Origin of the sequence: Streptococcus oralis (assembly GCF_001578935.1) — a bacterium.
Taxonomy (GTDB): Bacteria; Bacillota; Bacilli; order Lactobacillales; family Streptococcaceae; genus Streptococcus; species Streptococcus oralis_R.
The window spans coordinates 983,762-995,955 of the sequence record NZ_KQ969521.1 but is presented as its reverse complement, the minus strand read 5'-3'; the positions used below and the strand labels follow the sequence as shown (position 1 = coordinate 995,955).

The 12,194-nt window shown below is 42.6% G+C and carries 11 protein-coding genes and 1 tRNA gene; 8 read left to right on the top strand and 4 right to left on the bottom strand.

Going from position 1 to position 12,194, the window contains the following annotated elements; all coding sequences use genetic code 11:
- Window positions 1-35: 35 nt before the first annotated feature.
- The 4 genes from SORDD15_RS04985 to SORDD15_RS04970 all read left to right on the top strand — a co-directional run bounded on the left by SORDD15_RS04985 (window position 36) and on the right by SORDD15_RS04970 (window position 3,233).
- The gene (locus SORDD15_RS04985) at window positions 36-1,187 is read left to right on the top strand and encodes an MFS transporter (protein WP_061415025.1); all 1,152 of its coding nucleotides are present in this window, start codon (window positions 36-38) and stop codon (window positions 1,185-1,187) included.
- A gap of 94 nt (window positions 1,188-1,281) precedes the next feature.
- Window positions 1,282-2,031 carry a tRNA pseudouridine(38-40) synthase TruA gene (gene truA / locus SORDD15_RS04980; protein ID WP_061415022.1) on the top strand — a complete coding sequence of 250 codons (750 nt, stop codon included), beginning with the start codon at window positions 1,282-1,284 and terminating at the stop codon, window positions 2,029-2,031.
- Window positions 2,021-2,794: a bifunctional hydroxymethylpyrimidine kinase/phosphomethylpyrimidine kinase gene (locus SORDD15_RS04975; RefSeq protein ID WP_061415019.1), complete on the top strand. Its 774-nt coding sequence runs from the start codon at window positions 2,021-2,023 to the stop codon at window positions 2,792-2,794. The genes truA and SORDD15_RS04975 overlap by 11 nt, the downstream gene beginning before the upstream one ends.
- Window positions 2,772-3,233, top strand: a complete 462-nt coding sequence (locus tag SORDD15_RS04970) for an ECF transporter S component (protein WP_000814997.1) — start codon at window positions 2,772-2,774, stop codon at window positions 3,231-3,233. Before SORDD15_RS04975 ends, SORDD15_RS04970 begins: the two co-directional genes overlap by 23 nt.
- Window positions 3,234-3,273: 40 nt before the next feature.
- Here the strand turns inward: SORDD15_RS04970 and SORDD15_RS04965 are convergent, their stop codons facing one another.
- The 4 genes from SORDD15_RS04965 to SORDD15_RS04950 form a co-directional block, all read right to left on the bottom strand.
- Window positions 3,274-4,356 (bottom strand): M24 family metallopeptidase, encoded by a 1,083-nt coding sequence (locus SORDD15_RS04965; RefSeq protein ID WP_061415016.1) that lies wholly within the window; start codon window positions 4,354-4,356, stop codon window positions 3,274-3,276.
- Window positions 4,357-4,636: 280 nt separating this feature from the next.
- A complete protein-coding gene (gene gatD / locus SORDD15_RS04960) occupies window positions 4,637-5,419 on the bottom strand; it encodes a lipid II isoglutaminyl synthase subunit GatD (protein WP_061415011.1) in 783 nt (260 codons plus the stop codon).
- Window positions 5,419-6,762, bottom strand: a complete 1,344-nt coding sequence (murT, locus tag SORDD15_RS04955; RefSeq protein WP_061415008.1) for a lipid II isoglutaminyl synthase subunit MurT — start codon at window positions 6,760-6,762, stop codon at window positions 5,419-5,421. The genes gatD and murT overlap by 1 nt, the downstream gene beginning before the upstream one ends.
- A 98-nt stretch (window positions 6,763-6,860) precedes the next feature.
- Window positions 6,861-8,177 (bottom strand): FAD-containing oxidoreductase, encoded by a 1,317-nt coding sequence (locus tag SORDD15_RS04950; protein ID WP_061415005.1) that lies wholly within the window; start codon window positions 8,175-8,177, stop codon window positions 6,861-6,863.
- A gap of 348 nt (window positions 8,178-8,525) precedes the next feature.
- Between SORDD15_RS04950 and SORDD15_RS04940 the strand changes: the two genes are divergently transcribed.
- The 4 genes from SORDD15_RS04940 to SORDD15_RS04925 all read left to right on the top strand — a co-directional run bounded on the left by SORDD15_RS04940 (window position 8,526) and on the right by SORDD15_RS04925 (window position 11,915).
- A complete protein-coding gene (locus tag SORDD15_RS04940; RefSeq protein ID WP_061414999.1) occupies window positions 8,526-10,103 on the top strand; it encodes a degradosome RNA helicase CshA in 1,578 nt (525 codons plus the stop codon).
- 282 nt (window positions 10,104-10,385) lie between these two features.
- Window positions 10,386-11,174 carry a GTP-sensing pleiotropic transcriptional regulator CodY gene (gene codY / locus SORDD15_RS04935; protein WP_061414996.1) on the top strand — a complete coding sequence of 263 codons (789 nt, stop codon included), beginning with the start codon at window positions 10,386-10,388 and terminating at the stop codon, window positions 11,172-11,174.
- On the top strand, window positions 11,174-11,749 hold the full coding sequence (locus SORDD15_RS04930; RefSeq protein ID WP_061414993.1) for a cysteine hydrolase family protein: 576 nt from the start codon (window positions 11,174-11,176) through the stop codon (window positions 11,747-11,749). Before codY ends, SORDD15_RS04930 begins: the two co-directional genes overlap by 1 nt.
- Before the next feature lie 80 nt (window positions 11,750-11,829).
- Window positions 11,830-11,915: transfer RNA gene (locus tag SORDD15_RS04925), tRNA-Leu, on the top strand.
- Window positions 11,916-12,194 lie beyond the last annotated feature (279 nt).

Below are 12,194 nucleotides of genomic sequence, written 5' to 3'. Positions count from 1 at the left end.
AGATCAACAGTGAGAAATATACAGAAAGAAAATCCATGAAACAATTTTTAGAACGGGTCAGTATTTTGGCTCTCTCCCTCGTTTTGATTACCTCCTTTTCCATCTCAAGTGCCCTACCAGCCATGTTTGACTACTATCAAGGTTATCCTAAGGAACAAATTGAGCTCTTAGCGAGCTTGCCATCCTTTGGAATCATGATTATGTTATTACTAAATGGTTTTTTAGAAAAAATATTTCCTGAGCGCTTACAGATTAGTTTGGGATTGCTAATTTTATCACTGAGTGGGACGGCTCCCTTCTGGTATCAAGCCTATCCCTTTGTCTTTGGAACACGGATTCTCTTTGGTTTGGGTGTTGGGATGATCAATGCTAAGGCCATTTCCATTATCAGTGAGCGCTATCAAGGAAAAACGCGAATTCAGATGTTAGGGCTACGCGGTTCTGCAGAGGTTGTTGGAGCTTCTCTCATTACCTTGGCAGTCGGCCAGTTGTTGGCCTTTGGTTGGACAGCTACCTTCCTAGCCTATAGTGCTGGATTTTTGGTTCTGACCCTTTATCTGCTTTTTGTCCCTTATGGGAAAGAAAAGAAAGAAGTCAAGAAAAAAGAGAAGGAAGCAAGCCGCTTAACTCGTGAAATGAAAGGATTGATTTTTACCTTAGCTATAGAAGCAGCAGTGGTAGTTTGTACCAATACGGCTATTACTATCCGTATTCCAAGTTTGATGGTGGAAAGGGGGCTAGGGGATGCCCAGTTATCGAGTTTTGTTCTTAGTATCATGCAGTTGATTGGGATTGTGGCTGGTGTGAGTTTTTCTTTTTTGATTTCTATCTTTAAGGAAAAACTGCTCCTCTGGTCTGGCATTACCTTTGGATTGGGACAGATTGTGATTGCCTTGTCTCCGTCATTGGGGGTGATGGTAGTAGGAAGTGTTCTAGCTGGTTTTGCCTACAGTGTAGCCTTGACGACGGTCTTTCAACTTGTCTCTGAAAGAATTCCAGCTAAACTCCTCAATCAAGCAACCTCATTTGCGGTTTTAGGCTGTAGTTTTGGAGCCTTCACGACTCCATTCGTTCTAGGTGCGATTGGTTTACTAACACAAAATGGGACGTTGGCCTTCGCCATCTTAGGATCTTGGTTGATTGTAACCTCTATCTTTGTTATGTACCTACTTCAAAAGAGAGCTTAGGATTCCTAAGTTTTTCTTTTTGTGACTTTTGTACCCAGACAATTATCGGTTTTTAAACTTGTTTACACTTTTATTTCCTGATAAAATAGAAGTTATGACAAGATATAAAGCAATCATTTCCTATGATGGTTATGCCTTTGCTGGTTTTCAGCGCCAGCCTCATGCGCGGAGCGTTCAAGAGGAAATTGAGAAAACCTTAACGAGACTCAATAAGGGGCAAGCCATCACTGTTCACGGTGCTGGTAGGACGGATAGTGGGGTCCATGCTCTGGGACAGGTCATTCATTTTGATCTGCCCTATCAGATGGATGAGGAAAAACTCCGTTTTGCTCTGGATACCCAGTCACCAGAAGATATTGATGTGATTTCAATTGAGCTTGTGGCGGATGATTTTCATTGCCGTTATGCAAAACATAGCAAGACCTATGAGTTTATAGTAGATAGGGGGCGTCCTAAGAATCCGATGCGCCGTCACTATGCTACTCACTTTCCCTATCCCCTCGATGTGGAGCGGATGCAGGAGGCTGTCAAGAAATTAGAAGGAACCCACGATTTTACCGGTTTTACAGCATCTGGGACTAGTGTAGAGGACAAGGTTCGGACCATTACAGAAGCCAGTCTTAGTGTTGATGAGACAGGACAGTTTTTGACCTTTACCTTTTCAGGGAATGGTTTCTTGTATAAGCAGATTCGCAATATGGTGGGGACACTGCTCAAAATCGGAAATAATCGAATGCCAGTTGAGCAGATTGACTTGATTTTGGAGAAGAAGGACAGGCAGCTAGCAGGTCCAACGGCGGCACCAAATGGCTTGTATTTAAAGGAGATTCGTTATGAAGAATAATCGTATTTTAGCCCTTTCTGGGAATGATATTTTTAGTGGTGGTGGTTTGTCAGCTGATTTGGCCACCTATACCTTAAACGGCTTGCATGGCTTTGTAGCTGTCACTTGTTTGACGGCCTTGACCGAAAAGGGCTTTGAAGTCTTCCCTACGGATGATACTATTTTCCAACATGAGTTGAATAGCTTACATGATGTCGAGTTTGCAGGGATTAAGATTGGCCTTCTCCCTACTGTCAGTGTAGCTGAGAAGGCCTTGGACTTTATCAAGAAACGCCCTGGAGTGCCTGTGGTATTGGATCCTGTCTTGGTCTGCAAGGAAACGCACGATGTAGCTGTCAGTGAACTCTGTCAAGAGTTGATTCGCTTTTTCCCTCATGTCAGTGTGATTACGCCAAATCTTCCTGAAGCAGAATTATTGGCTGGTCAGGAAATTAAAACATTGGAAGATATGAAAGCTGCAGCGCAGAAATTGCATGATTTAGGAGCGCCAGCAGTCATTATCAAGGGAGGAAATCGCCTTAGTCAGGACAAGGCTGTAGATATCTTTTATGATGGACAAACCTTCACTGTTCTAGAAAACCCAGTCATTCAAGGCCAAAATGCTGGTGCAGGATGTACCTTTGCCTCAAGTATCGCCAGTCACTTGGTTAAAGGGGATGAACTTTTACCAGCAGTAGAAAATTCTAAAGCTTTCGTTTACCGTGCTATTGCACAAGCAGATCAATATGGAGTAAGACAATATGAAGCAAACAAAAACAACTAAAATCGCCCTTGTATCCCTTCTAACCGCCCTTTCAGTAGTCCTAGGTTATTACTTGAAAATTGGAACGCCAACAGGAATATTGACTCTCTTGGATGCAGGTATTTTCTTTACTGCCTTTTACTTTGGCAGTAAAGAAGGAGCTGTCGTTGGAGGACTAGCAGGATTCCTAATTGACCTTCTATCAGGCTATCCACAGTGGATGTTCTTTAGCTTGATAAATCATGGCTTGCAAGGTTATTTTGCAGGTTTTAAAGGCAAATGGCAATGGCTGGGCCTAGTCTTAGCTACTATCGTCATGGTAAGTGGCTACGCTCTGGGCTCAACCCTAATGAATGGCTGGTCAGCAGCCTTACCAGAAATACTTCCAAACTTCCTACAAAACACCTTGGGAATGGTTGTGGGATTTGTAGTCTTTCAGAGCGTCAAGAAGATAAAATAAAAAAGTCAGCTTCAATAGCTGACTTTTTGCTTGTCTAGGTTTAATCAAAATAAAGCAAATCTTTGCTGGTGCTTGTAAAGAGGTCAAAGCCATCCTTGGTCACAACACCACAGTCCTCGATGCGGACACCGACTTTACCAGGGATGTAGATACCAGGTTCAACAGAGAAGCACATGCCTTCTTCGATGACCATGTCGTTTCCTTCCATGATAGAAGGGAATTCGTGGACATCCATACCGATACCGTGACCGAGACGGTGGTTGAAGTACTCTCCATAACCAGCTTTTTCGATGACTTCACGGGCAGCGCGGTCCACTTCATGTGCAGTCACACCTGGTTTGATAAAGTCAAGGGCAGCTTGTTGGGCTTCAAGGGTCAAGTTGTAAATATCTTTCTTGAATTGGTCTGGTTTGCCGACAGCGACCGTACGGGTCATATCTGATGCGTAGCCATTAACCATGACACCGAGGTCAAAGAGGAGAAGGGCATTGTTTTCGACCTTGTTTGCTGCTGGGATACCGTGCGGATTTGTAGCATTATCACCAGTCAAAACCATGGTATCAAAACTCATTTCATAGCCTTCACGCTTTAAGGCAAAGTCAATTTGGGCAATGATGTCTGTCTCAGTCTTATCAAGAGAAATATTGTCAAAACCAACTTTTACAGCCTTATCAGCATAGATACCTGCAACCATCATTTTTTGCACTTCATCAGCTGATTTGATGAGGCGCATGCGTTGGATGCGAGGAGTGAGGTTTTCAAACTCAGCAGTTTCAAAGACAATTTTCAGACCATGGTATTTGGTCAAGATGAGATTGTCAAACTCGACTGCTACACGTTTGAAATCAAGCTGTGGCAAGGCATTTTGGATTTTCTTCCATGGGTTTTCAGAATCCACATAGCCCACAACTTTGAAGGAAACAGTGCTACTTGCACGTTCTACTTCAAGAGCTGGGACAAAGAGGAGAGGTTCCTGATCCGCTAGGACAAATAGGAACATTTGGCGTTCATGGGGATCACTGTAAAAGCCAGTGAGGTAATTAATAGTGACGGGGTCAGATACGACAGCGACGTCTAGTTTTTCTGATTCAAGATATGTTACGATTTGTTGTAATTTAGACATATGCTACCTTCTTTCTACCCCTCTATTTTGGCAAAAAAAGAGAGAAAATGCAAGGAAGAAGGGTAAAAGAACAGGCAAAAAGAACTCCGATATGATAGGGGAGTTCTTTGATATAGTTTTTCTTATACTCTTCGAAAATCTCTTCAAACCACGTCAGCGTCGCCTTACCGTAGATATATGTAACTGACTTCGTCAGTCTTATCTACAACCTCAAAGCGGTGCTTTGAGCAACCTGCGGCTAGCTTCCTAGTTTGCTCTTTGATTTTCATTGAGTATTAATTTAAGAAAAGTCAGCCTTGCTTTTGACGTCGCTGTATTCTTCAGCGATTTCTTGGCTGAGAATATCCTCGTAGGAAGGGAGTTGGATATCCTGACCGTATTTCTTCTTGAGAGCAGTAGTGACTAGGCGATAAGCTAGATTGGCATTACGAGAGAGGATAGGTCCGTGGAAGTAAGAACCAAAGACATTCTTGTAATGAACCCCTTCGCCAATCTTTTCTTCGTTGTTTCCATTTCCATAGACCACCTGTCCCAGCGGTTTTTGGTCATCTGAGAGGAAGGTGCGTCCCTGGTGATTTTCAAATCCATAGTAGGTTTCATCGAACTCTTCATTATGAATCTTGATGTCACCGATAAAGCGGTTATTAGTCTGGTTGAGGGTGTAGTGGTCCATGACCCCTAGCCCTTCGATGCGTTTACCTGAAGCTTCAATATAATATTGACCCAATAGTTGGAAACCACCGCAGATAGCGAGAACCACACCGTCATTTTGGATGTAGTTGTCAATACTCTCTTTTTTAGCAGGTAGATCGTCTGCAATGATACTTTGTTCAAAGTCTTGACCCCCGCCGAAAAAAGCAATATCATAGTGATTTTCATCAAAGTTATCATGGAGAGAAACGATGTCAACCGTCACATGTGCCCCCAGTTTTTCAGCCACATACTTGAGCATGAGGATGTTTCCATTGTCCCCGTAGGTATTCATGAGGTTTCCATAGAGGTGGGCGATGTTGAGCTGATAGGGGTAGTTGCCAGCTTTTGAGGAAAGTGAAGTATAAACCATCAGTTCATCTCCTTTCTAACAATCTGACGACTAGCCAGCAGTTCACGGAATTCCAGCATAGCAGTATAGGTAGCCAGGATATAGGCATGTTTACAATCTTGGTTCTCAATGGTTTTGAGAACTTGTTCCAGATTGCTTGTTTCAGTGATTTTCTCAGCTGGATAGCCTGTCACTCGTAGACGACGCGCGATTTCAGAATGACGAACACCACCAGCGTTGATTTCAGGAATGTCCATGTCAGTGATTTGTTCAAAGTCCGCATCCCAGATCCAGCTAGTATCAATCCCATCAGCATAGTTGGCATTAAGAAGAACAGATAAACTAAATGGATAAGGCGCTAGTTTGATCATCTCGATAGCTTGGGTTGCACCGACTGGATTTTTAATCAAGACAAGGGTGCATTCCTTATCACCGATATGGAAGGTTTCCTGGCGTCCAAAGACAGCACGGCTTTTGTCAAATCCCTGCTTGATGAGTTGGGAATCGGCACCGAGGAAACGGGCAATAGCGACCGCAGCAAGGGCATTGTAGATATTGTAGAGCCCACCGATTTGGATTCCGTATTCTTGTCCGTCAATGACAAAACGAGAGCGATTGTTAGTCAATTCAACCAAGTCGGTCAGACGGTAGTCCAAGTCAGGACGTTTGCAACCACAATTTTCACAGATATAGGCCCCCAAGTTAGCATAGGTATTGTGCTCATATTTGAGGATGCCTTGACAGTCAGGGCAGAGAATACCTTCGGTATTGTAGTGAGCCAGTTGGGCTGGCCCTTTTTCCAAGTCAAAACCAAAATACTGAACAGGATTTGGAATAGCTGGCTTGTAGAAAAGCGGACTGTCACCATTGAGGAGAACAGTAGCCGTAGGCACCTTACGGATGGCATCTAAAATCATCTTATAAGTTGTGTAAATCTCACCGTAGCGGTCCATCTGGTCACGGAAAATGTTAGTGATGACAAAAAGGCTAGGCTGGATATAGTCACAGATACGAGATAGACTGGCTTCGTCGATTTCGAGGACGGCAATGTTTTTCCCAGTTTTAGACGATTTGGCAGTCAAGAAGGTTGTTGCAATCCCTGTGATCATGTTGGCACCACTAGGATTGGTCAGAACTTGACCATAAACTTCTTTTAAAATGCCGACAGTGAGGGCAGTTGTCAGGGTTTTTCCATTGGTTCCAGTGACCACGACAATCTCGTAGTTCTTAGCTAGATGTTGTAAAATATCTTTATCAAATTGAAGGGCGAGTTTTCCTGGGAGCGTACTTCCACGGCCAAGACGGCTCAAGATGAAGTGAGATGTACGCCCAGCTAGGAGGCCCAAAGTAGTTTTTAATTTCATGTTTCTATTATATCATAAAAGAGGGAAAAGACAGATTTGAGATTTCGCAGAAACAAAAACAGCCCGATGAGGGCTGTTAGATACGATGTAGTCTCAACTTAAATCGCAAATAAGTCATTCAAGTTCTCAGCCAAGGTTGGGTGAGTGAAGATTTGTTTTGTGAAGTAAGTGTAAGGAATCTTGTTGTCCATCGCAACAGTGATGATGTTGATGATTTCTTGAGAACCTTCTGAGAAGATAGTTGCACCAATAATTTCTTTTGTTTCAGTATTGACAACAGCTTTGAAGGCTCCGCGAAGATCTCCATTTACGTGACCACGAGGCATGGCAGCAACAGGGATTTCCTTCACAGCGTATGGAAGTTTCAGATCAGCTGCTTGGCTTTCAGTCAAACCAACTTGTGAAAGTGCAGGTGTGATGAACATGGTGTTTGGTACATTGAGACGGTTTTCAAGTGTGTAGCTGCCATCTCCAGAAAGGTAGCTGTAGACAACGCGGAAGTCATCAAGTGAAATGTAGGTGAATTGAGGTCCACCGTTGACGTCTCCGACTGCAAAGACACCAGGAACGTTTGTTTGACAATGTTTGTCTACTTTAATAGCGCCACGTTCAGTTAGTTCAATATCTGTATTTTCAAGGTGAAGTGGTTCTACGTTTGGTTTACGTCCAGTTGCGTAGAGAAGGGCGTCGAAACGGTAGGTTTCCTTTTCAGTTACGACAAGAACTTGGTCACCGTCGTTTTTGATTTCAGTTGTACGGATGTTTTGAAGCAATTCAATTCCATCTTCTTCCATGTATTGTTTAGCAAGAGCTGCGATGGAAGGTTCGGCACGAGGTAGGAAAGTATCCATGGCATCTAGGACTGTTACCTTGCTGCCGAGTTTGTTGTAAAGGCCAGCAAATTCAAGACCGATGTTTCCACCACCAAGGACTCCAAGTTTTTCAGGCAATTTGTCCAAGTTTTGGATACCTGTCGAGTCAAAGACATTCTTACTTGTAGCAAGTCCAGGGATTGGCAAGACGTTTGAAACAGCACCCGTGTTGATAACAATGGTTTCGGCAGTCAGTTCTTGTTTGTTATCACCAGCTTGGATTTCGATGACTTTGTTTGAAAGGAAGTGAGCTTCTGCATCAAAGATATCCACACCTGTTCCCGCAACAGTAGCATAGTTTTTACCATTGAGGCGACCAGTGACGGTGTTTTTGGTAGCAATGACTTCTTCAAAAGACAAGTCTTTCTCAGCAGCAACTAGCAAAGTTTTAGTTGGGATACAACCAATGTTGATACAAGTGCCACCGTACATAGCTTTGCTTCGTTCCACGAGAGCAACTTTTTTACCAGCTGAAGCTAATTTACCAGCCAGTGTTTTACCAGCTTTACCAAATCCAATAACGATCAAATCATATGTTAACATCTATAGTCCTCCTATTCGATTTTCATTCTAGCATAAGAAAACACTTTTTGCACAAATCTGCTACGGGAAATGGAGTGAGCTTGAAATGCTCCCTTCAAATCCTTTGAAAAACAAGTTTCAGGCCACTTTACTGTTAGAAAATCGTTTACATGATTTTCCTAAAGGATTCTACTATCTTTTGCCCCTCTCTTGTGTTATACTAGATAGGTTGCAAAGAAACCAGTACTTTTCTTTCGTGGAAAAGAAGCAACACGGTATCTCGTTTTGAAGAAGATACGTCATGAAAAGAAAAGTATACACTAAAGCCCTATAGGGTGGCTTCGCACCACCTTTAGAAAGAAGAAAAACGTGAAATTTAATGAATTTAACTTGTCTGCTGAATTGCTAGCAGAGATTGAAAAAGCTGGATTTGTAGAAGCCAGTCCCATCCAAGAACAGACCATTCCCTTGGCTCTCGAAGGAAAAGACGTTATCGGTCAAGCTCAGACTGGTACAGGGAAGACTGCAGCCTTTGGCTTGCCAACCCTTGAAAAAATCCGTACAGAAGAAGCGACCATCCAAGCCTTGGTTATCGCTCCAACTCGTGAACTCGCTGTCCAAAGTCAAGAGGAACTCTTCCGCTTTGGCCGTAGCAAAGGAGTGAAAGTTCGCTCAGTTTACGGTGGTTCCAGCATTGAAAAACAAATCAAAGCTCTTAAATCTGGTGCTCACATCGTGGTAGGAACACCAGGCCGTCTCTTGGACTTGATTAAACGCAAGGCCTTGAAATTACAAGATATTGAAACTCTGATCCTTGATGAAGCGGATGAAATGCTCAACATGGGCTTCCTTGAAGACATTGAAGCCATCATTTCCCGTGTCCCTGAAAATCGTCAAACCTTGCTCTTTTCAGCAACCATGCCAGACGCTATCAAACGTATTGGTGTTCAATTTATGAAAGATCCTGAGCATGTCAAGATTGCTGCCAAGGAATTGACAACAGAGCTGGTTGACCAGTACTATATCCGTGTTAAGGAACAAGAAAAATTTGATACTATGACGCGTCTCATGGATGTGGAACAACCAGAACTTGCTATCGTATTTGGTCGTACCAAACGTCGTGTGGATGAATTGACTCGTGGACTTAAAATCCGTGGTTTCCGTGCTGAAGGAATTCATGGCGACTTAGACCAAAACAAACGTCTTCGCGTCCTTCGTGATTTTAAAAATGGCAATCTTGATGTTCTAGTTGCGACAGACGTGGCAGCACGTGGTTTGGATATCTCAGGTGTAACCCATGTCTACAACTACGATATTCCACAAGATCCTGAAAGTTATGTTCACCGTATCGGCCGTACAGGTCGTGCTGGTAAGTCAGGTCAGTCTATTACTTTCGTAGCTCCAAATGAAATGGGTTATCTGCAAATCATTGAAAATTTGACCAAGAAACGCATGAAGGGTCTCAAACCAGCTAGTGCAGAAGAAGCTTTCCAAGCTAAAAAACAAGTGGCTCTTAAGAAAATCGAACGAGACTTCGCAGATGAAACCATTCGTGGGAACTTTGAGAAATTTGCTAAAGATGCTCGTAAGTTAGTTGCCGAATTTAGTCCAGAAGAACTGGCAATGTATATCTTGAGTCTGACAGTCCAAGATCCAGATAGCCTTCCTGAAGTGGAGATTGCGCGTGAAAAACCACTGCCATTTAAACCATCAGGTAATGGCTTTGGCGGCAAAGGTAAGGGAGGTCGTGGAGGCCGTCGTGGGGACGACCGTCGAGATCGTGATCGCCGTGGCAATGGTCGCCGTGATGACTTCAAGAAAGGCAACCGCGGAAACGATCGTTTTGATAAAGACAGACGTTACCGTAACAAAGACAATAAAAAACCTCGCAACACTTCAAGCGAAAAGAAAACCGGCTTTGTTATTCGAAACAAAGGAGACAAATAGAAAAAAGCGATTCACATTGTGAATCGCTTTTATATATAAGGAGACCGATAGTAAAAGAAGATGGTGATAGTAAAGGATAGGTGAAACGGAAAGGGATTTATCATATCATCTTCTTGTAATGTTATGATATCAAAAACAAAATAGGATGTCAATAAAAAAATCGCTTTTTTTCTAAAATATTTTTGCTGTTCAAAATTGCAATTAAATAAGCAATTTTCAGATAATTATTGAAATAAAGACTTTTCTATGTTATAATGGAAGCGATTATATGCGAGGTAAAAAATGGCACATTTATTAGAAAAAACAAGAAAAATCACGTCTATTTTAAAGCGCTCTGAGGAGCAACTTCAAGATGAACTTCCTTACAATGCGATTACACGCCAGTTAGCAGATATTATTGATTGTAACGCTTGTATTGTGAATAACAAGGGACGTCTCTTGGGCTACTTTATGCGTTATAAGACCAATAATGACCGTGTAGAACAGTTCTTCCAAACCAAGATTTTCCCAGATGACTATGTTCAAGGGGCAAACATGATTTATGACACGGAAGCTAATCTTCCTGTTGAACATGATTTGACCATTTTCCCTGTGGAGAGCCGTGCGGACTTCCCAGATGGTTTGACGACCATTGCTCCGATTCATGTGTCAGGGATTCGCCTAGGTTCGTTGATTATTTGGCGCAATGACAAGAAATTTGAAGATGAAGATTTGATTCTTGTCGAGATTGCGAGCACGGTTGTGGGAATTCAACTATTGAACTTCCAACGTGAAGAGGACGAGAAAAATATTCGCCGTCGTACGGCTGTTACTATGGCGGTCAACACCCTTTCCTATTCAGAACTTCGTGCTGTATCAGCTATTTTAGCTGAATTGGATGGAAATGAAGGGCAGCTGACTGCATCAGTTATTGCAGACCGTATTGGCATTACACGCTCAGTGATCGTCAATGCGCTTCGTAAACTGGAGTCAGCGGGAATTATTGAGAGTCGCTCATTAGGAATGAAGGGGACTTATCTCAAAGTTCTAATTGGTGATATTTTTGAGGAAGTGAAAAAGAGGGATTACTAATGGCAAAAGCTTTAATCTCGATTGACTATACAGAGGATTTCGTAGCAGACCATGGAAAGCTAACTGCCGGAGCACCTGCTCAAGCAATATCAAAAGCCATTGATCAGGCAACCAGATTAGCTTTTGATCGTGGAGACTATGTCTTTTTCACCATTGATGCTCATGAAGAGAAGGATACATTCCACCCAGAAAGTAAGCTCTTTCCACCACACAATATCATCGGAACTAGTGGGCGTAACCTTTATGGCTCCCTAGCCGACTTTTATGCTGAGCATGAGGCGGATAGTCGCGTCTTTTGGATGGACAAACGTCACTATTCAGCTTTTTCAGGAACGGACTTAGATATCCGTTTGCGAGAACGTCGGGTTGATACGGTCATTTTGACCGGTGTATTGACTGACATTTGCGTCCTTCATACGGCGATTGATGCCTATAATTTAGGTTATCAAATCGAGATTGTCAAGCCTGCAGTTGCCTCTATTTGGCCAGAAAATCATCAGTTTGCTCTTGGGCATTTTAAGAACACTCTGGGAGCAAAATTACTGGATGAAAACCTTGCTGAAATTGAACTATAAGCCGGTTGGAAAAATGAAAAAAATCTGAAAAAAGTGTTGACAAAGATTTTGAAAGTTGATATACTAGTAAAGTAATCGACGCGGGGATGGCGGAATTGGCAGACGCGCAGGACTAAGGATCCTGTGACCGCTTTAGGTCGTGAGGGTTCAAGTCCCTCTCTCCGCATAGGGTAAGAGTTAGCTTTGGCTAGCTCTTTTTGTTTTTAAAAAGAAAACTAGAGGCTACATTTCGTATATCGAAAAATATTGGCATCAAGAACAGTCGTTGTATCAGAACATTTAAACTGAGTTTTCCATTTCATCCTATCAAGAATTTTCTCAGATACAAGTCAGAAAATGAAGAACTTAGGAAATGGAAAATGCTAAGCTGAAAGATGGTGCCAGCATTTATAAAATGGAGTATATTTTTGATTGATAAAATGCATTCTATATGAGAAAAGTTATG

Coding starts and splice junctions, on each gene's coding strand:
- SORDD15_RS04930 (WP_061414993.1), top strand. CDS start 11,174: ATGGCAAAAGCTTTAATCTCGATTGACTATACAGAGGATTTCGTAGCA.
- SORDD15_RS04970 (WP_000814997.1), top strand. CDS start 2,772: ATGAAGCAAACAAAAACAACTAAAATCGCCCTTGTATCCCTTCTAACC.
- SORDD15_RS04975 (WP_061415019.1), top strand. CDS start 2,021: ATGAAGAATAATCGTATTTTAGCCCTTTCTGGGAATGATATTTTTAGT.
- gatD (WP_061415011.1), bottom strand. CDS start 5,419: ATGGTTTATACTTCACTTTCCTCAAAAGCTGGCAACTACCCCTATCAG.
- codY (WP_061414996.1), top strand. CDS start 10,386: ATGGCACATTTATTAGAAAAAACAAGAAAAATCACGTCTATTTTAAAG.
- truA (WP_061415022.1), top strand. CDS start 1,282: ATGACAAGATATAAAGCAATCATTTCCTATGATGGTTATGCCTTTGCT.
- SORDD15_RS04965 (WP_061415016.1), bottom strand. CDS start 4,356: ATGTCTAAATTACAACAAATCGTAACATATCTTGAATCAGAAAAACTA.
- SORDD15_RS04985 (WP_061415025.1), top strand. CDS start 36: ATGAAACAATTTTTAGAACGGGTCAGTATTTTGGCTCTCTCCCTCGTT.
- SORDD15_RS04950 (WP_061415005.1), bottom strand. CDS start 8,177: ATGTTAACATATGATTTGATCGTTATTGGATTTGGTAAAGCTGGTAAA.
- murT (WP_061415008.1), bottom strand. CDS start 6,762: ATGAAATTAAAAACTACTTTGGGCCTCCTAGCTGGGCGTACATCTCAC.